Source organism: Rhizobium oryzicola (assembly GCF_030504645.1).
GTDB lineage: Bacteria > Pseudomonadota > Alphaproteobacteria > Rhizobiales > Rhizobiaceae > Neorhizobium > Neorhizobium oryzicola.
On record NZ_JAUKWQ010000004.1, the window covers coordinates 1 to 19,822 of the forward strand.

Annotated in this window: 17 protein-coding genes; 9 read left to right on the plus strand and 8 right to left on the minus strand. The window is 60.9% G+C overall.

The features are described 5' to 3' along the window. Positions 1-570 precede the first annotated feature (570 nt). From Q2T52_RS13515 to Q2T52_RS13530, 4 genes are all read right to left on the minus strand, one after another. Complete coding sequence (locus tag Q2T52_RS13515; protein WP_302077297.1) at positions 571-1,368, minus strand: inositol monophosphatase family protein; 798 nt, start codon at positions 1,366-1,368, stop codon at positions 571-573. A 29-nt stretch (positions 1,369-1,397) separates the two neighbouring features. Beyond that, entirely contained in the window at positions 1,398-2,462 is a 1,065-nt protein-coding gene (locus Q2T52_RS13520; RefSeq protein WP_302077298.1) for an ABC transporter ATP-binding protein, read from the minus strand. Beyond that, positions 2,459-4,699: an ABC transporter permease gene (locus Q2T52_RS13525; RefSeq protein WP_302077299.1), complete on the minus strand. Its 2,241-nt coding sequence runs from the start codon at positions 4,697-4,699 to the stop codon at positions 2,459-2,461. The genes Q2T52_RS13520 and Q2T52_RS13525 overlap by 4 nt, the downstream gene beginning before the upstream one ends. A 69-nt stretch (positions 4,700-4,768) precedes the next feature. Continuing rightward, entirely contained in the window at positions 4,769-5,797 is a 1,029-nt protein-coding gene (locus Q2T52_RS13530; RefSeq protein WP_302077300.1) for an ABC transporter substrate-binding protein, read from the minus strand. Between the two features lie 176 nt (positions 5,798-5,973). Between Q2T52_RS13530 and Q2T52_RS13535 the strand changes: the two genes are divergently transcribed. From Q2T52_RS13535 to Q2T52_RS13575, 9 genes are all read left to right on the plus strand, one after another. Continuing rightward, positions 5,974-6,984 carry a LacI family DNA-binding transcriptional regulator gene (locus tag Q2T52_RS13535; protein WP_302077301.1) on the plus strand — a complete coding sequence of 337 codons (1,011 nt, stop codon included), beginning with the start codon at positions 5,974-5,976 and terminating at the stop codon, positions 6,982-6,984. A 139-nt stretch (positions 6,985-7,123) separates the two neighbouring features. Continuing rightward, positions 7,124-8,026 carry an NUDIX hydrolase gene (locus Q2T52_RS13540; RefSeq protein ID WP_302077302.1) on the plus strand — a complete coding sequence of 301 codons (903 nt, stop codon included), beginning with the start codon at positions 7,124-7,126 and terminating at the stop codon, positions 8,024-8,026. Positions 8,027-8,096: 70 nt separating this feature from the next. Next, positions 8,097-9,068 carry a quinolinate synthase NadA gene (nadA, locus tag Q2T52_RS13545; protein ID WP_302077303.1) on the plus strand — a complete coding sequence of 324 codons (972 nt, stop codon included), beginning with the start codon at positions 8,097-8,099 and terminating at the stop codon, positions 9,066-9,068. Then, complete coding sequence (locus tag Q2T52_RS13550; protein WP_302077781.1) at positions 9,065-10,627, plus strand: L-aspartate oxidase; 1,563 nt, start codon at positions 9,065-9,067, stop codon at positions 10,625-10,627. The genes nadA and Q2T52_RS13550 overlap by 4 nt, the downstream gene beginning before the upstream one ends. Further along, entirely contained in the window at positions 10,624-11,472 is an 849-nt protein-coding gene (nadC, locus tag Q2T52_RS13555) for a carboxylating nicotinate-nucleotide diphosphorylase (protein WP_302077304.1), read from the plus strand. Before Q2T52_RS13550 ends, nadC begins: the two co-directional genes overlap by 4 nt. Before the next feature lie 133 nt (positions 11,473-11,605). Further along, entirely contained in the window at positions 11,606-12,586 is a 981-nt protein-coding gene (locus Q2T52_RS13560; protein ID WP_302077306.1) for an ABC transporter substrate-binding protein, read from the plus strand. Beyond that, positions 12,583-13,617 carry a FecCD family ABC transporter permease gene (locus tag Q2T52_RS13565; protein ID WP_302077307.1) on the plus strand — a complete coding sequence of 345 codons (1,035 nt, stop codon included), beginning with the start codon at positions 12,583-12,585 and terminating at the stop codon, positions 13,615-13,617. The genes Q2T52_RS13560 and Q2T52_RS13565 overlap by 4 nt, the downstream gene beginning before the upstream one ends. Then, positions 13,614-14,657, plus strand: coding sequence for a FecCD family ABC transporter permease (locus tag Q2T52_RS13570; RefSeq protein WP_302077308.1), 1,044 nt, complete (start codon positions 13,614-13,616; stop codon positions 14,655-14,657). Before Q2T52_RS13565 ends, Q2T52_RS13570 begins: the two co-directional genes overlap by 4 nt. A gap of 8 nt (positions 14,658-14,665) precedes the next feature. Continuing rightward, a complete protein-coding gene (locus Q2T52_RS13575; RefSeq protein WP_302077309.1) occupies positions 14,666-15,490 on the plus strand; it encodes an ABC transporter ATP-binding protein in 825 nt (274 codons plus the stop codon). A gap of 32 nt (positions 15,491-15,522) precedes the next feature. Here Q2T52_RS13575 and Q2T52_RS13580 read toward each other — a convergent pair whose 3' ends face one another. The 4 genes from Q2T52_RS13580 to Q2T52_RS13595 all read right to left on the minus strand — a co-directional run bounded on the left by Q2T52_RS13580 (position 15,523) and on the right by Q2T52_RS13595 (position 19,822). After that, positions 15,523-16,215, minus strand: a complete 693-nt coding sequence (locus tag Q2T52_RS13580) for a class I SAM-dependent methyltransferase (protein WP_302077310.1) — start codon at positions 16,213-16,215, stop codon at positions 15,523-15,525. A gap of 308 nt (positions 16,216-16,523) precedes the next feature. After that, positions 16,524-17,972, minus strand: coding sequence for a metallophosphoesterase family protein (locus Q2T52_RS13585; RefSeq protein WP_302077311.1), 1,449 nt, complete (start codon positions 17,970-17,972; stop codon positions 16,524-16,526). Next, positions 17,972-18,694, minus strand: coding sequence for a glycerophosphodiester phosphodiesterase (gene ugpQ / locus Q2T52_RS13590; RefSeq protein WP_302077312.1), 723 nt, complete (start codon positions 18,692-18,694; stop codon positions 17,972-17,974). The genes Q2T52_RS13585 and ugpQ overlap by 1 nt, the downstream gene beginning before the upstream one ends. A gap of 15 nt (positions 18,695-18,709) precedes the next feature. After that, entirely contained in the window at positions 18,710-19,822 is a 1,113-nt protein-coding gene (locus Q2T52_RS13595) for an ABC transporter ATP-binding protein (protein WP_302077313.1), read from the minus strand.

Here is a 19,822-nt window from a genome sequence, read left to right on the forward strand (position 1 = left end):
TCCGTTCCCCACCGCCGGAAGAGGATGGCCGTCCTCTCCGGCGCTTCTTATCTCACCAAGAAGCATGGAAATCATAAGACAAGCATTTCCGGCAAACTCGGGATCATTCTGACGGAGCGATTTTGTGACGAGATCAAGCCGAGACACTAAGGGCATATCCCTTGATAAGGTCGAGCGGCTCGGCGCCGATATCGGTGCAAAAGCGCCCGTCCCACCGATCGCCCCGCTTCGCTTTCGCGAAGCGACAAAGGCGATCGGCTGGTATGTCCGTTTGCGCCTTTGCCAAAGGCAAACGGCGCGGCGGGGTTTCCGATTGGCGGACACCAGATGGCGAACCGGTCTCGCCCGATGCAGGAGCATCGAATTTCACCCGTTTCACCAACGGATCGTACGCGCCAATCGAGAAACAGAACTGACCCGGAGTTTGCAGGAAATGCTCTAGGGAGCAACCTGTTCCGCTGGCGGTAAAGTTGACCAGCCAATCAATAATCGCTTCGGTTCGATGAAAAGGCCATAGCCGATCGGCAGCTTTTCCACTGCTTGCCAGGATTCAACCTGCCGAGGCCATATTCAGATCCCGGCGATGCGTCGGAGGTCCTCAATGGCGCCCGGAGCTGCCGCCAGAACCGGCGCACCCTTGACCAAGGATTCACCACGCGCCGGGAATGCATGTGACCAACCGCCCGCCTCGTTCACCAGGCAGTAGCCGGCAAGGCAATCCCAGGCATGCATATACGGTTCGTAGTAGCCAACCAGTCGACCAGCCGCGACATAGGCCAGCATCAGCGCACCGGAGCCGTTACGAATGAAATTGCCGCCCGCTTCCAGCAGTCGCTCCACAATGCCTGCGACGAAGGCGGGGGTAACGTGGTTGTTCGCACCGATGCCGGTGACGGCGTTGCGGATGTTGCGGGAAGGATCGAGCGTCAGTTTGCGGTCGTTCAAGGTCGCCCCCAATCCATCGGCTGCCGCATAAAGTTCGTCATGGCAGGGGGCGTAGATGACGCCGACCACGGGGCGATCTTCCTTCAGAAGCGCAATCGATATGCACCAGTTGGGCATGCCGTTGACGAATGGGCTCGTGCCATCGATCGGATCGACCACCCAGGTAAAGCCCGAGGTTCCGGCCTCCAGCCCGTATTCCTCACCCAGCACGCCATCGGTCGGGAAGGCCTCGGCAAAGCGCTGGCGGATCAATTGCTCCACCTCGCGGTCGGCGATGGAAACGACATCTTGTAGGTCTCGTTTCGTTTCGATCACCAACGTTTCGCGCTGCTGGAAATAGTGAAAGGCAAGTGCTCCGGCCTCGCGCGCAACTGTCTTGGCCAGGGCGAAACGGGTTTCCACGGAGGTGGCGGGAACGGTCATGAAAAGATCCTTACGATGATGAGACAGATTCAGGCGCCGATAAGGGCGATACCCTGACTGCTGAGGTGGATGCTGACTGCGCTGGAGGGTGGAAGCGGGTTTTCAACGACAGGCCCGACAACGAAAAGATTGCTGCCTCCGGTCTCGACTTCATATTCCACATGGTCCCCCAGATAGGCTGAATGGACAATTCGACCGCTGAAACCTGTCGCATTCGCTGATGGCTCCAGGCGAATGGCACTCGGTCGGACGGCGATTTGTGCCGGCCCGGTTCTTTCTGCAACGGTCGGAACACGATGCGACACGCCGTTGATGTCGACCACCGTCGAGTCATTCTCGATCGCCACGATGGTGCAATCGAGCACGTTCGCTTCGCCCATGAAATCGGCGATGAAGGCGGAGGCCGGTCGCTCATAGAGTTCGCGTGGGCTTCCCTTCTGGGCAATACGGCCGCCTTGCATGACGATGATCTGATCTGACACGGCCAGTGCTTCGTCCTGATCATGCGTCACGTAGACGGCGGTGAAGCCCAGTCGCTGCTGCAGTTCACGGATTTCGGTGCGCACACGACGGCGCAGGCGAGCATCGAGGTTTGACAGGGGCTCGTCCAGAAGCAGGACCTGCGGCTCCAGCACCAGAGCGCGTGCGACCGCGACGCGCTGCTGCTGGCCGCCCGAAAGCTCGGCGGGCAGGCGATGGCCCATGCCGGCCAGTCCCACGAGCTTTAAAGCTTCCTCAGCGCGTTCGCGTGCTTCGCGGTTCTTGATGCCGGATGATTCCAGGCCATAGGCCACGTTTTGCAGGGAGGTCATGTGCGGGAAAAGCGCATAGCTCTGGAAGACCATGGAGACGTCCCGCTCATTGGCGGGCAGCATGGTCACGTCCTTGCCGCCGATCAGGATGCGGCCTCCCGTCGGATGCTCCAGCCCCGCCAGCATGCGCAGAGTTGTCGTCTTGCCGCAACCGGACGGGCCGAGCAGTGTGACCAGCGTGCCTGGCTCGATGGTGAGCGACAGGTCTGGAATGGCGGTAAAGGCACCGAAGGTCTTGCTCACATTCTGGAACACGACGGAACCGGGCGCGGTCTTGATCATGCCGCTTTCTCCTTGATGACGGCGGCGGGTGCGGCTGCAGCCCTGCCTGGAATATTGACACGGTTTTCACGACGGAGCCGACGTTGCCCCACCAGCAGTTGGAAGCCGCTGATGATGACCGTCATGACGACAATGAGGGCCGATGAGTAGGCGATAGCCACGCCATACTCTCCATTTTCCACCAAGCCGACGATGAAGGCGGTGGACATGTTATACTGAGCGCTGACCAGGAATATGACAGCGCTGATGGACGTGATGGCCCTCACGAAGGAATAGACGAGGGCCGCCGTGATAGCCGGGCGAAGCAGCGGCAGGGTGACCTTGCGAATGGTCCTGAAGCTGTTGGCGCCGAGGGTGAGCGAGGCCTCGTCCAGGCTCTTGTCCAGCTGGCTCATGGCAGCAACGCCGCCGCGCACGCCAACCGGCATGTTGCGGAAGACGAAGCAGGCGACGAGGATCAGTGCCGTACCTGTCATTTCGATGGGCGGCAGGTTGAAGGCCATGATGTAGCTGATGCCGATGACCGTGCCGGGGATGGCAAAGCTCATCATCAGGGCAAATTCGAACAGACCACGCCCGACGAACTTCTGGCGAACGATCAGATAGGCCGTCAGCAGGCCGACGATGGCTGTCAGGGGCGCGGAGATGAGCGAGATCTCCATGGTGGTCCAGAAGGAGTTCCAGGCCACGCCCGTCCAGGCAATGCTGCCGCTTTCGCGCCAACCGATGGAGAAGGCCTTTATGTAGTGCTGCAGCGTCAGGCTGTTGTCGAGGCCCCAGGTTTTCACGAAGCCGCCGAAGAAGATCATGCCGTAGACGATGATGGTAAAGGCAATCCAGGGCAGGACCACCGCATGCACGCCGACCGAAAGGGGGCGGGGAAGGGAGATATGCGCGCCGGAATCGCCCTTGCCGGTCACGGTCGCGTAGCTCTTGCCCGAAAGCCAGAGGCGCTGTGCCAGGAAGGCCGACATGGTGAAGAAGAGCAGGATGATGGCCAGCACGGCGGCTCTGGAGGGATCATTCTGCGATCCGACGACGGCGAAGAAGATTTCCGTCGACAGCACGCCGTGGCTGCCGCCCAGCACCATCGGGTTGCCGAAATCCGCCATGCTTTCGATGAAGCCGATGAGGAAGGCGTTTGCAAGGCCAGGCTTCATCAGCGGTAGCGATACCTTCCAGAAGGTGCGCAGGCGGTTGGCCCGCAGGGTCAGTGATGCCTCTTCCATGGAAGGGCTGACACCTTCGACCACGCCGATCAGCACCAGGAAGGAGATCGGTGTGAAAGACAGGACCTGCGCGATCCAGATGCCGGTCAGGCCATAGAGCCAGCGACCCGGTTCGATGCCAAACAGCCAGGAGAGCGCTTCGGTGACCACGCCAGACCGGCCAAACAGCAGGGTCAGCGCAAGGCCCACCACGAAGGGTGGCGTAATGATCGGCAGGATCGTCAGGATGCGCAGAAGCGGCTTGAAGGGAAAGCGGGTTCGCGTTGCAACGAGCGCAAAGCACAGGCCGATCGCGGTTGCGCCGGTTGCCGTCATGATGGCAAGGAAGAAGGTGCGCCAGGCAACGCCGCAACGGTTGCCGCCGATTACGCAATCGAGGCTCCAGATGGAGGGGTCCTGAATGTTGCGGATGAAACCGTCCGGATCGAATGATCCGTCCACGGCCTGGAAGGCTGCCACCAGCATGCTGATGACGGGATAGAAGACGAAGATCACCACCAGGAAGATCAGGAGACTGATGGCGCTGACGACGAAGGCATCGCCCCTCATCACGCCGCGATCGGCAAGCCCGAAGGAAAACAGCAGCACGAACAGGATGGCCGTCAGTGTTGCACCCGCGCCCATGGATGATTGGCCGGCGGAAAGCGGGCCGAACAATGCTTCAGTCCAGGCCCAGGTCCACCCATTGAAGGTGATCGCCAGACCTTGCACCGCGAGAAAGATCAGGCCGAAGGCGCCGCAGGCGGCGAGGACCGCACCTCTGCGTTCAGGCTGACGGATCAGTCGCGCGGCGGTGGCAACGCCGAAAGTGACGATGAGTGGAGTGAGCCACCATTTTGCATGGAGCCCGATTTCCACAACGGCCGGGGCCGAAGTTTGATCCAGGGGGAAGCCCGATAGCCAGCCGAGGCTGAAGAAGCCGGCTTCGAGGCGATACCATGGCAGGCAGACAAGCGCGACGAAGCCGGCCAGCAGGACATAGTCCAGCCGGCGGATGCTGTTGGTCATGTTTCCATCCAATCCGAGATGATCAACCGACCGGCGCCGAATGGATCCGGCGCCGCGGAATTATAGCGATCAGTTGGCCTTTGCGCCGATTTCCTTGTCCCAGCGGCTCAGCAATGCTTTGCGCTTTTCCGGGCTGCCGTAGGTCTTGAAATCGTAATCGATCAACTTGATGGCCTCAAAGCGTGGGGCTTCCTTCGGAATCTCCGCCTTCTTGTTTGAGGGAAGCTGGAAGGACTTGCCCTCCTTCATGTGCGATTGCGCTTCTGCACTCAGTGCCCAGTCATACCATTTCTTGGCATTGTCCAGGTTCTTGGCACCCTTGACGATCGACATGGAGCCGATTTCATAGCCTGTGCCTTCGCAGGGCGCGACGGTCTTGATCGGGAAACCTTCCACGGTCTGTGCGACCGCATCATGCATGAAGACGATACCGATCGTCGCTTCGCCGCGGGCCGCAGCCTTCACTGGGGCGGAACCGGATTTGGTGTACTGGGAAATATTGGCGTTCAGCTTGCCGAGATAGTCGAAGGCCTTGTCCTCTCCCATGATCTGCACCAGCGTGGCCAGTGTGTTGTAGGCCGTGCCGGATGAGTTGGGATTGGCGATCTGGATTTCACCCTTGTAGGAGGGATCGGTCAGATCCGCCCAGCACTTCGGCTCCTTAAGGTTCTTCTTGGCAAGCACGTCGCTGTTATAGCCCCAGCCCAGCGCGCCAGCGTAGACGCCCACGGTTCTGAAGCCGCTGCTTTCAGCCTGCTTTTGCGCCCAGTCCTGCAACTGGTCGAAGAGCGGCGACTTGTACTCCTGCGTCAGCCCTTCCGCCGCCGCCTGCATGTGCGGGTCGCCCGTTCCGGCCCACCACAAATCAGTCTTCGGGTTGCGGGCTTCGGCGCGGATCTTGGCATAGGTTTCACCGGCAGACAGACGAACCATGCTCACCTTGATGTCGGTTTGCTTTTCGAAGGCGCCCTTCATGACGTCACAGACTTCAGGGTCAGCCGAGCATATGATGTTCAGTTCACCCGCGGCATGCGCCTCGATCGCAAAAAGAGACGTACCCGCGGCAAGGCACAGCGCGGCCAATTGATGTAACTTCATTGTCTTCCTCCCAAATCGACGGCCTCCATACCGTCACGCTTGCAAGCGTGTGCAAAGACTGCCTGTGCCTTTTTGCCAAGTCAAGACCAATACGAACGGATCTCGGTCGATTCGCCCTTTATGTTGATGCACTCTTGTGCACATATGACCATCAAGGAATCGAGTGGGAGGAAGGCGTGGCGTCAAAGCCATCCGTCAGTGCGCATGATGTGGCCGAACGTGCTGGTGTTTCGCGCTCGGCTGTGTCCAGAACATTTACGCCCGGCGCCAGCGTGGCTCCTGAAACGCGCGAGCGTGTGCTCAAAGCTGCGGATGAGTTGGGCTATCACGTCAATCATCTGGCCCGCGGCCTGATGCGGCGGGAGAGTGGCATTGTCTGCCTGATCGTCTCTGATGCCGCGACTCCCTATCGCTCCGCCCTGCTACGGGAATTGACGATCCACCTGCAGAATGCCGGCAAGGTCGTGATGCTGATCAACACCGACCGTTCCGACGACAGCGTCGGCCAGGCGCTTCGCCAGGCCATTCGCTATCAGGCGGATGCATCGATCATCCTGTCTGGCCTGCCGGATAAATCGATCACCCAGCTTTGCCTCAAGAACGGCCAGCGCCTTGTCCTCATTAACCGCGACGATGACCAGCCGGGACCACTCAAGATCAACCTGAATGATGAAGAGGCCAGCAGTCGCATCGCGCTCGCCTTTGAACGGGCCGGGTGCCGGCACGTTGCTTTCGCAAATTCCGATGCCCGAACGCCGAGCCTCATGGCGCGTGAACGGGGCTTTTCGAAGGCTGCGGAGGCCTTGGGGCTGGAGGTCACGGTCGAGCGGTACGGCTGGACCGGTTATGAGGCAGGCAAGGTGCTGGCGCATCGCCTCTTAACGCGCAAGATCCGACCGGAAGCCGTCTTCTGTGCCACCGATCTCCTGGCCTGCGGTTTCATGGATGCCGCCCGCCACGAATTTGGTCTGTCCATCCCCGGTCAACTTTGTGTTGCCGGGTTTGATGATATCGAGCAGGCGGGCTGGGAATCTTATCAGCTCACCACCTTCGCGCAGCCCCTCGCCAGCATCGCGGAGGCAGCCGTTTCCTGGCTTTGCTCCGCTCCGGAAGAGACGGCTATGTCAGTTCCGTCCGTGCTCATCGAACCGCAGTTGATCTGGCGGAAGTCTGTCAGAGGCGGCTAGCCAGAGGACTGGCACCCTTGGAGGCACGCGCGTACGATCCTCTTTATCGTGCGCAAACGACGAATTTCCTTTCTCTTGCCTCGATCTCTGTTACTCACCAACAGACATCTAATCTCTTCAAAACAAGGCCTGCGATCACGTGAAAAGCGAGCTTGCTCATGCCGAACTTATTGCCGTTTTGACTGCGGTTACCTCTGATGCCCCGCGCGTGATGACCGTCAGAGCGGGAGAAGCCCTGCCCTCCGGTCCACTTGAAGTGGGACACCGCAGTCTGCAATCGGGACTAAGGACCTGGGTGCACGAACAAACCGGGCATCCGGTCGGTTATCTCGAACAGCTCTACACCTTTGCCGATAGCGATCGCGCGCCACAGGGAACGGCTACACGGACGATCTCGATCAGCTATCTCGGGCTTGTTCGGGAGCAGGCTGCGCCTGGGGCCGGTGTACCCGGCTGGCATGGCTGGTACGAATATTTTCCCTGGGAAGACCATCGCGAAGGGCGCCCAAAAGCTCTTGCTGCCATAGAGGAAGGTCTTGCCGCCTGGGCGGGCAGCGACAGATCGAGAAGCGAGCATCGGCATCGGCGAATTGCCTTTACTTTCGGCATCGACAAAGCCCCCTGGAACGAGGATCTGGTTCTTCAGCGTTACGAACTGCTGTTCGAGGCCGGCCTTGTCGTTGAAGCCGGTGCCTCGTCTGCACCGGAGAGCGGCCGCGCGATGTTTGCCGACCACCGACGCATCCTGGCGACCGCGATCGCGAGGCTCCGAAGCAAAATCAAATACCGGCCCGTCGTCTTCGAATTGATGCCGGAAAACTTCACCTTGCTGCAGCTGCAGCGCACAGTGGAAGCCTTGGCCGGGCTCAAATTGCATAAGCCAAACTTCCGGCGGTTGATCGACCAGCAGGAACTGATCGAGGAGACTGGTGAGCTTTCTAACGAGGCTGGTGGCCGCCCGGCCAAGCTATTCCGTTATCGCCGCGCCATCCTGGATGAACACGCCATTTCCAGTTCAAGGCTGCCCCTGTCGCGCAATTGACATATACTCGAATCGAGAATATCTATGCGTCCGCAATATACTCATGACGAGTATAAGTTGGAGGCAATGAATGAACCACTCTGTGTCCGTGTCATCGCTTTACGATCGGCTTCGTCATGTCATGCCGAAGGCCGAGTGGCTCTCGCACGAGGCCGACGTGGCAGCAATCCTTGAACTGAAACGGTGCCGCAATGCAGTAATCCTCGCGCACAATTACCAGACGCCGGAAATTTTCCACGGCGTGGCGGATATTGTCGGCGACAGCCTGGCACTCGCACGTAAGGCAGCGGAGGTGGATGCAGATATTATCCTCGTTGCTGGCGTACATTTCATGGCAGAAACCGCGAAGCTTCTGAACCCGGAAAAGACGGTTCTCATTTCGGACCTCAACGCCGGCTGTTCACTGGCTGAATCAATCACGCCTGAGGACATAGCGTTACTGCGGCAAGCGCACCCCGGTGTACCTGTGGTCACCTATGTCAATACTTCCGCCGCGGTGAAGGCCGCATCCGACATCTGCTGCACCTCCGGCAATGCCAAGCAGGTGGTGGAATCGCTTGGCGCGCCAAAAGTTCTGATGATCCCCGATGAATATCTGGCGCAGAACGTAGCGCGAGAAACCGGTGTCGAGGTCATCTCCTGGCATGGACACTGCGAAGTGCATGAACTCTTTTCTGCCCAGGATGTCCGGGATCTCCGCGAGGTGCATCCAGGGATTACGATCCTAGCCCATCCGGAATGCCCGCCGCAGGTCGTGGCGGAAGCAGATTTTGCTGGTTCGACCGCCTTCATGACGGATTTCGTGCGCGAGCGTAAACCGAGCCGTATCGTTCTACTGACGGAATGTTCGATGAGCGACAATATTGCAGTCAATCTTCCCGATGTTGAATTCGTACGTCCCTGTAATCTTTGCCCGCACATGAAGCGCATCACGCTGGCCGGTATTCGCGAAGCCCTGCAATGGAACCGTCACGAGGTGACAGTCGATCCAGAGATTGCCGTCGCTGCACGTCGAGCTGTCGAACGCATGCTTGCGATATGACCCCAACTTGCTATGATCTCACCGGTCGCGTCATTGTGGTCGGCAGCGGGATTGCCGGTCTTGTGACAGCTCTTTCGCTTGCCCCGCAGCCGGTTATTTTGATCACCCGCGCGGCACTCGGCGCTGAAACATCAAGCGGCTGGGCACAGGGCGGAATTGCAGCCAGCATGGGCGCCGAAGACAGCCCCGCCCTTCACCTGTCTGATACGCTGGCTGCAGGAGACGGCCTGTGTGAAGAGGAGATTGCCGCAACAATTCTCGGCGAAGCTCGTGGGGCAATTGCCGCACTCGAAGCTTTTGGCGTGGTGTTTAATCGCCATCCGGATGGGCAGTTTAAACTTGGGCTGGAAGCCGCGCATACGCGGCGGCGCATTCTTCACGTCGCGGGCGATGGGGCAGGTGCCGCGATCATGCAGGCTCTCATTCAACGTGTGCGACAAACACCGTCGATCGAGGTTCTCGAAGGCTTAGAAGTCCGACGCCTGTTGGTTGCAGACAACCGCATTGGCGGCCTAATGGCTGAAAGCCGGTACCGCAGAATTACGCTTTATACCAACCGTGTTGTTCTGGCGACCGGCGGTCTGGGCGGCCTCTATGAGACGACCACCAATCCTTCCGGCAATTATGGGCAAGGCGTGATGCTTGCCGCACGGGCCGGCGCGGTATTGTCGGACATGGAGTTCGTTCAATTTCACCCGACCGCCCTCGACAGTCCGCAACGCCCCCTGAATCTGATTAGCGAGGCGTTGCGTGGTGAAGGTGCGATTGTCGTCAACGAAAAAGGCGAACGGTTCCTAGGAGCCCTGCCCGGCGCCGAACTGGGCCCTCGCGATATGGTGGCACGCGCAATCGGTGCTGAGATTTCGCGTGGAGGCCGTGTTTTTTTGGATGCGCGCGAGGCAATTGGAGCGCGTTTCAGGCAAGATTTTCCGCTGATTGCAACACTCTGCGGTCAAGCCGGCATCGATCCTGCACATGATCTCATCCCCGTGCGGCCTGCAGTTCATTACCATATGGGCGGCGTCGCTACCGATCTTCGCGCGCGAAGTTCCGTGGACGGTTTATGGATTGTGGGCGAAGCGGCGTGTACGGGCCTGCATGGGGCAAATCGCCTAGCCAGCAATTCCTTGTTGGAAGCAACAGTAATGGCCTTGCGCGCGGCCGAGGATGTTTCTTCAGCCGAAACTCGTAGCGTAACAGTACCAAGCGCACCTTCCTATCCGCCTGCGACAGACCTCAGCATTGTCAGAGAAATTGCGACACGTGACCTCTCGATCGTGCGAGTAGGGGCAGGATTGACGAGGGCCGTTACTCAACTTCTGCCTCATATCGAGGATGACAGCCCCTCGTCCGATGCGGCGATTGTCGCGATCAGCATCGCGGTCTTCGCCTGGCTCAGGCAGGAATCGCGTGGTGCGCACGCGCGCAGTGATTTTCCGGAGCTTTCGATGGTGGCATTGCGCCGACACATGAACCTCCGCGAGATCCTCGACACGGCCAGCATCATTGCAGAGCGCTCGCCCGGCCACACCATACAAAGGAAGGATAGCCTGACATGATTCTTGCTCCAATACCGCGGCTGGTCATTGAGCCCCTCATCAGAACGGCGCTGGCAGAAGATCTCGGTCTGGCAGGAGACATCACATCGACGGCCATCATTCCCGCGCAACATCATTCACGCTTTGCGCTCTGCGCTCGCAAGGCAGGGGTCATTGCCGGCCTTCATGTAGCACAGCTTGTCTTCGCTCTCATCGATCCTGATATCGTCTTGCATCAGCAGGTCGAAGATGGTGCAACCGTCGCAAGGGGTGACGTTATTGCCGTGGCCGAGGGCGCTTCACGCGGCCTTCTGACAGGTGAGCGTACTGCCCTCAATTTCCTCTGCCATATGTCGGGGATCGCGACGGCGACAGCAGATATCGTGCAGGCGATTGCCGGAACCAAGGCAGCCGTCGTTTGCACGCGCAAGACGACACCGGGCCTAAGAGCTATCGAGAAATATGCGATCCGGGCCGGCGGCGGCATGAACCACCGCTACGCGCTTCATGACGCGGTTCTGATCAAGGACAACCACATTGCTGTGGCCGGCAGCGTCACGGAGGCCATCCAACGGGCGAGAGCGGCTGTGGGGCATATGGTCAAAATCGAGGTGGAGGTCGATACATTCCACCAATTGCGTGAGGCCATGGAACTCGGCGTCGATGCCGTCCTTCTGGACAATATGACACCAGAACAGTTGAAGGAGGCCGTGGCCTTCGTCAGAGGACGCGCCATCACGGAGGCTTCGGGTGGCATTACGCCTGACACAGCGGCAGCTATCGCGCATACCGGTGTTGACCTGCTGTCCGTTGGATGGCTCACCCACAGCGCCCCTGCTTTGGACATCGGCCTCGATCACGTCTAATCGTGCGGCCACAGATCGCCACAGCACAGAACTTCTCCCTTCAAAGAATGGCACCAAACTCAATAAACATGATTGAAAATATCATGTTTATTGAGTAAGCATCCGGCAACGAATTTCAATTGGAGCGTTGCCTATGCATGGATTTTCAGCAGTAGCCCTTTCCGCCACGATCGCGCTTTGCCTTGCCGGTGCGTTGACGGCTCAGGCCGAAGAGGCCAAGACCCGATCCTTTACTGACGAGCGCGGCGTGACGGTCCAGGTGCCGGCGCAGCCGCAGCGGGTTGCCGCCATCTCCTTCTTTGCAGCGGACGTCGCCTTCGCTCTCGGCCTGAAGCCGGTCGCCACGACCTACATGGTCGCCAATCGCTATCCGGAATATCTGCTGGGCCTGACCAAGGACATCAAGCAGATCGGCCAGCGCGCCAAGCCCAATCTGGAGCTTCTCTCCGAAGCCAAGCCCGACCTCATCGTCGCCATGAAGCGTTACACGGTCGGCAATGCCGATGCGCTGCAGAAGATCGCGCCTTACGTCGCCTACAACATGGAACTCTTGAGCGAGAGCTACACGGAAGTGGCACAGCTCTCCGACATGCTGGGCAAGCCGGAGCGCGGCGCGGAACTCAATGCCGACTTCAAGAAGCACCTCGCCGAATTCGCTGCCAAGGCGCCGAAGGACAAGCATCCGCGCTTTCAGATCATGTGGGGCGGCGACACGCCCTTCTCCTTCCACACCGAAAACACCGCAGCCTCGATCGTTGCGGCGCTGGGTGGCGACAACATTGCCGGGCCGATGACGCCGGGCGGCAAGTTCGGGCTGGAAATCAGCCTGGAGACCATGCTTGCCAAGGACCCGGAAGTCATCTTCGTCATGGATAGCGGCCCCGACCGCCCGCATGAAAACAACCCGATCTGGAGCCAGCTCTCGGCAGTCAAGAACAAACGCGTCTTCTATGTCGGCGACGAATGGGTGGAAACCAACGGCCCGATTGCCCGCGAACTCGTGCTGCGCGAGGCCGGGCACTACCTCTATCCGGACACCTTCCCGAAGGTGGACATCAAGGCCGAGGCGGCGAAATTCATTCCCGCCAGCCTGAAATCCAGCCTGAACCAATGACAAGGGCGACCTTCGCCGGCCCCTTGTGGGCCGGCAATGCGCGCGCCGCGCTCCTGGTCACCGTCCTGCTGGCCCTCTCCGCCGTCATCATCGCCGGCGGCCTGACCGTCGGCACGAAGCCGCTCTCCCCGGCGCAGGCGCTCAGTGCGCTCATCTACCCGGACGGCAAGCTCGATTCCATTCTCGTCTGGACCCTGCGCCTGCCGCGCAGCCTTGCCGCCTTCGCGGGCGGCGCGGGTCTTGCCGTCTCCGGCTATCTGCTGCAGACGCTGACCCGCAATCCGCTCGCCGGGCCGGGCCTCACCGGCGTCAGCGCCGGCGCTGTCGCGCCCATCGTCGCCTGTTTCGTCTTCCTGCCAGCGCTTTCCTCGATCTACTATCCCATAATTGGGCTCATCGGCGGGCTCGGTGCCGCCGGCGCCACCTTCTGGATCGCCCGCGGCGGCAATGCCCGGCCGCTACATCTGGCGCTGGCCGGCATCAGCGTGTCGCTGTTTCTCGGCGCGATCACCACCTATATTCTTCTGCTCAGCGGCCCGCAGGTTCCCTCCCTGCTCTTCTGGCTTTCCGGCGGCTTCCAGGGCCGCAGCTGGCCGCAGCTTTTCCAGATGCTGCCCTGGGTCATCGGCGGCACGCTGCTGGCGCTTTTTAGTCACCGCATCCTGCAGATCCTGTCGCTCAGCGATCAGGCCGCGGCCGGCATGGGACTCAATCTGACACTCTGGAAGCCGCTGCTGCTGCTCATCGCTGCCCTGCCCGTGGCGGGCGTCGCACCGGTGGCCGGTCCGGTCGCCTTCGTGGGGCTCTCCACGCCGCATATCGTGCGCCTCTTGCGCCCCGGCGGACCGGCCGCAGCGATCGTCCTCAATGTTGCGCTCGGAGGGCTGATGACCGTCAGCGCCGATCTGGTCGCCCGCAGCGTGGCGCTGCCGAAGGAAATCCCGGTCGGCATCGTCACGGCGCTCATCGGCGGGCCGATCTTCGTCTATCTCGTGCAGCACCGCAGCCTGCGTCTTGCGGGGGAAACATGACCGTCACGGCCTCCGCCACGCCTCGCCGCGCGCCACGCCCGGCCTTTCTCCTGCCGCTGCTCTTCGTCCTCGCGCTAGCCTCGCTCGCCCTCGCCATCTTCCTGGGTGTCGTCGATCTCGATCCCTCCGACACGCTCGCCGCGCTGACCGGTCACGGCTCGCCGGAAGCGCGCGCGATCATCCTCGACATCCGCCTGCCGCGCATTTTCACGGGCATGCTGGCGGGCATTCATTTCGCGCTGGCTGGTCTCCTTCTCCAGTCCATCACCCGCAATCCGCTCGCCGATCCCTCGCTCATGGGTGTCTCGCAAGGCGCGATGCTCGCCGTCAGCGGCTTCCTGGTTCTTTCCGTCTACAGTCACGACACCGGCTCGACCACCCTACAGGAACTGCCCGTGCAATGGCTGCCGCTGATCGGCACGTTCGGCGGTCTGGCGGCCGGCGGCTTCATCTATCTCATCGCCTTCCGCCGCGATCTCGGGCCGCTGCGCATCACGCTTTGCGGCATTGCGGTCGGCGCGGTCCTCCATGCCATCGGCATCGGCCTGATGGCCGGCTGGGGCTCCGGGCGGCTGGAAGTGCTGCTAGAATGGTTTTCCGGCAGCCTCTATGCGCGTGGCTGGCAGCATGCGCTGTTTCTCCTGCCCTTCACGGTGGCGGGGCTTGCCGTACTGCCGATCATCCGCCGGCCGCTGGAACTGCTGCGCTTCGACGCCACGGTCGCACGCTCCTTCGGCCTGTCGTATCGGGTGCAATTCTCCGTCGTGCTGCTCGTCGCCTGTGCGCTCGCGGCAAGCGCGGTTGGCGTCATCGGCCCGGTCGTCTTTGTCGGGCTCATCGTGCCGCATATGGCGCGGTCTCTCGCGCGCCAGCAGACCCGCATCGTCCTGCCGCTCACCATCGCGCTCGGCGCGATCGTGATGACGCTCGCAGATCTCGCCGGCCGGCTGACCGGCGGGGCGGAAGAAATTCCCATCGGCGTCGTCACCGCAATCTGTGGCGTGCCGCTTCTTGTCGCGCTGCTGCGCAAAACCCCGTGAGGTCGCCCATGCTCACCGCCACGAACCTGTCGATCTGTTATGGGCCGCGCAAGGCGCTCGACGGTTTCAACATCGCGCTCGCTCCCGGCGAAATCCGCGCGCTGATCGGCCCGAACGGCTCCGGCAAAAGCACGGCCCTGCAAGGCATGGCCGGCCTCGTGAAGCCGGAGGCCGGAGCCGTGACCATTGACGGCGCGCCCATGTCAGTCATGACCCGACGCGAGATTGCGCACCGCCTCTCCTTCCTGCCGCAACAGCCCACCGCACCCGATGAGATGACGGTGGAGCAGCTGGTTCGGCAGGGCCGCTTCGCCCATGTCGGTCTCTTCCGCCGCTATCGCCGGGAGGACGAGGACGCCATCGCCTGGGCACTGGAAAGCACGGGCCTCGCCCCGCTCGCCGAACGGCCCTTGAGCGCGCTTTCCGGCGGCGAACGCCAGCGCGCCTGGATCTCGGCGGCGTTGGCGCAGGAGGCGAAGGTCCTGCTGCTCGACGAGCCGACCACGTTTCTCGATATTGGCTATCAGATCGAGGTGCTCGATCTCGTCCATCGGCTGAGCCGCGAGCGCGGCGTGACCGTGGTCATGGCGATCCACGATCTCAACCAGGCCATGTCGATTGCCGACCGCATCACACTGATGGAAAAAGGCCGCGTCGTCTTTGACGGTACCTCCGACGCGCTGGCCGAAAGCGGGCTGATCGAGCAGGTCTTCCGTGTCGAAGGCCGGTTCGTGCAGATTGCGCCAGATGGTCCGCCGCATTTCGACGTGCATCTCAAGCGCTGGAGCGGCAAGCGCGGTTTCGAAAGCGCAAAACACGCTCCAGCCTCTTGAGTTGACGGAACCGGCCGCCTGAGGCCGCTCCTTTATGACTTCACCAGGCGGAAGACGATCTTCGTCTGCGTGTAGTAGTCGAGCGCGGTGGCGTAATCCGGCGTCCAGCCGCCCGGCGCGTAAGGGACGAAGCCGTCGAATTCAAGCTTGCGGGCCGACACCTGGAAGCCGGCCTCCGCAAAGATGCGCGCATAATCCGTCACCGAACGATCCTGCACCACCGTATTCGTCCGCTCCGCCACCAGCTTGCGCCAGGCGGGCCAGAGCGGATTATCGGTATGGCAACCGGTGACCGCATAATAGACTCCACCGGATTTCAGCACGCGCATCATGTCGGCCGCATGGCCGGCAATATCCTCGACGAGATAGATGACCTCATGGCTGAAGGCGATGTCGAATTCGCCGTCCCAGCCGGCAAGCTTCGTGTCCGTCTGATACTGAATCGGCAGGTTGCCCTTCAGCGCATTCGCCTTGTCGACGGATTGCCGGGCAATATCGACGCCCAGTGCCTTGTGAAAGGGGCGCAGCGCATGGAGATGGCGCAGGAACCCACCCTGGTTGCAGCCGAAATCCAGCACCGCAGCGCGCGACAGGTCCTTTTCCGGCACCAGGCCGATCAGATGCCGCCAGATCGGCGCATGCCCATCCGCCATGGCATCCTCGGCGTCTGGATCGATATACCAGGTCGAGATCGTTGGAGCTTCAGAAGTAAGGGGTTGGTTCATGGGCCTCACCTTTCATGAGAATAATACTCATCTTTTACCCGAAGATGGCTTGGCTTTCCATACGCTTCGCGTGTCACTAACAGCCATCACGCTGCATAATCCAGTTGGGGGATGCGAAGGCCCGGGCAGAATAAAATGCACCCCCTTGCTGGTTCTCTGTCTCTTGAGTTGGGTCGAAACTCTCGATCCGTCGTGAGACTTGATACGACTGAATTCTGCGGGATGAGAGAGCCTTCTCCGCCTCACTCACTGGAAGATTCAGCAAAATGAGCAACGGAGACTGGCCGTGATTTCCGCGAAACGCGGAGTCATGAACAAGCGCGGAGGGAAGTTCTCAACATGGTTAGGTGATCGAGCGCAGCGCTGTTTAATCCTCGAGCTCGGCGTAAATAGTAGTCCTCCAACACCACACGAAGCGGCACCAGTGGGCAATCTTCCCATGCCGCGAGAACCTGCCCCCAACCTGCATTCTGGCGACAAAACGTCCCGATCGGCTGGTCGAGATAAGCGACAAGCTCCGGCCAATCATTCGGTACATGTCTGAGTGTCACCAGCGCCCGCAAATGCGCCTCAAGAAAATCGGCATAACCGGCGGCACCGATAACCAACGCGCTCAGTCCATTTGGATCATGCTGCCGCTGCGCGTTATAGGCGGCAAACGCAACGTCGAAACCCGCAACCTCAGTCAGTTCGACCATCTGAACCTCGACCGCAGGTCCATCGATATCGATGACGACATAACCTCCCGGATAACCGACGGGCGAAGGAACAGCGACATTGGTCAGGCCATACAGTTGCGTACGCCCGGCCACATGCATATGCCCGCTGAAATGCCAGGTGAGCCCGGCCCCTGCCAGACTGCGCCCCGTCTCCAGCGACGGCATCCGCTTCAACCAGTCCGACGTGCCCACAGCGATACTTCTCTCGCCCTCGCCCATTAGGCTCAGTGGAAGAGCGGGATAATGTGAAAATGCCAACAGCGTCTTGCCCAAACGTTTCGCCCGCTGCGCGACCGCCTCGATCCATTCCAGAAGATAGGGACGTCTTGCAAGGACATGATCCCATGCCGCATCACTTTCCAGCTTCGAAAAGCCGTTTTTGCAGGTGAACACGTTCGCATCCAGAACCAGCAGCCATAATCCGTCATGCGGTTCCACCAGATAGGATGCATCGAGAGCTTCGGGATCGCCACCTTCTGGATAGCGCTCCTGAAGCGCTTCGCGATCGCCGAAGGGCGTTTCCCAATGTCCTACATGGCCGGGGCGAGCTATGCCGTAACCTCCCATAGCTTGCATGGCTTCGGCAGTCGACATGCCGCGCATGGCAGGCTTGACGACAGCCGGCAGCGGCGCATCGGGATCGCTGGTCACCAGCACAGGCTCGCTCTCCGCGCCAACCGTCAGCCATTTGCCCTGATGGCGGGGCTCCGGGCCGAAACAGTCGTGATTGCCGAACGTCGCGAAGAAACGAAGGCCGTGCCTCTCCTCGTAGAGCGAGAGGATGCGCTTCAGGGCAGCCACGGCACCGGGCTGCCCATCATCCGAATAGTCGCCCAGCAGAACGACGGTGCGGATACCGCGCCCGACGATATCCTCCAGCACTGCCAGGAAGGCCGGATGGCTTTCGTTGAAGACGCGGGTGGAGGCCATGGTATCGGCCAGCGTGCGCAACGCCATGCCGCCGCTGCCCTCGTCGATCAGACCATAGCCACCATAGAGATCATGCAGATGGACATCGGCAACCACGGCAAGCTGCATTACGCGGCGGCTCCCTGGCGCTGACCGCGCGCGGCCTCGAACAGATCAGGCCTGTCGAGATTGACGTAATCGACGCCGGCCGCCGCAATCTCGCTGTGCACGTCGCTGTCGTCGCCGCCGTAATAGACCATGATTTCCAGGCCCGCCTTCCGGCTTGCAGCAATGATGCCGGGCCGGCGCATCTGATCAACCGTGATTTCAATGATCGATGCGTGATGAACAGCGCCGACGAGCGACGGCGATTTGGCGATGTTGAGCGTCATCATCTTGCGGAATTCCGGCGCAATTAGTTGCAGGTCCCGCCGCATCTCCTCGGAAAAGGAGAAGTAGAAGGTGTCGCGGACCATGCCGAGATTGCGCACCAGCGCGGCCACCTTGGCGGGATCGCAGTATTTCAATTCGATGTAAACCCCTGCCCGTCCGCGCAGATGTTCGAGATAGGCATCAAGGCGCGGCACGATCGCCCCCTTGAACGCCTCGCCGAACCAGCTGCCGGCATCCAGCGCATCGATTTCGGACGACAGAGCATGGCCGATCGGGCCGGTGCCGTTTGTGGTGCGGTCCAGCGTCTCGTCGTGGAAGACGTAGAGAATGCCGTCGGCGCTTTCGCGCACGTCGAGCTCAATATAGTCGGCCCCCTGTTCCAGCGCGAGATCGGCAGCGGCAAAGGTGTTTTCCGGCGCAAACGTGTTGGCGCCACGGTGGGATACGATTTTTGTCACGGAAGAAAGATCCTGTCAGAGTGCCGGTTGCAGCGCGGCGGTGCGGCTGTCGGCGGAATGCGAAAGATCGGGATGAAGGCCGCCGAGGCGATCGCCGGTGGCATCGAAGAGAAGCCCAAGCTCCGGTTTCCATGTGAGGCCCACGGATGCGCCGGTGGCATGGCGCACCGTTTCCCCATATTCAAGCGCGTGGATCGGCCCGGCCGGCGTATCGACGGTGTAGAAGACCTCGCGACCCATCGGCTCGACGCTGGCGATGAGACCGGACAGCGGCGCATCCACCGGCGCAACGAGGCTGATGTCCTCCGGCCGCAAGCCGAAGGTTACGTCGCCGGAATGATCGGCGCTCAGCTGGAAGCTCTCATCTGCGACCTTCAGAACACGGCCCGTCGCATGCCCCTTCACCCGGTTCATCGGCGGCGTGCCGATGAAGCCCGCGACGAAGAGGTTGTTGGGACGGCGATAAAGATCATCCGGCGTGCCGATCTGGGCAATCTCGCCATTGTTCATGCAGATGATGCGGTCGGCCATGGTGATCGCCTCGATCTGGTCATGGGTGACGATCAGCGTGGTGATCCCGAGACGCTTCTGGATGGCTTTAAGCTCGGCCCGCATGGCAATGCGCAGCGTCGCATCAAGGTTGGAGAGCGGCTCGTCGAGCAGCAGGATGTTCGGCTCCTTTACCAGCGCCCGCGCCAGCGCCACGCGCTGCTGCTGGCCGCCGGACAGCTGCGACGGCCGCCGGTCGAGCAGCGCGCCGATCTGCACCAGGCTTGCCGCCTCCTCGACCCGGCGCGCTGTTTCCGGCTTGCCGACTGATTTGAAGCGCAGCGGGAAGGCGATGTTTTCGCGCACCGTGAGATTGGGATAAAGCGCATAGGACTGGAAGACGATGCCGACATTGCGGTCGCGGGCATCGACGCGGCTGACATCATGCCCATCAAAGGCAATTTCGCCGGCGCTCGGGGCGTAAAGTCCGGCGAGCAGGAAGAGCGTCGTGGATTTGCCGCAGCCGGAAGGGCCCAGGATGGCAACGAATTCCCCGTCCTCGATGGTGAGGTTCATCGGCTTCAGAACACGGGTCTCGCCCCAGCTCTTGCTGACATTGGTAAGTGTAATCTGGGCCAT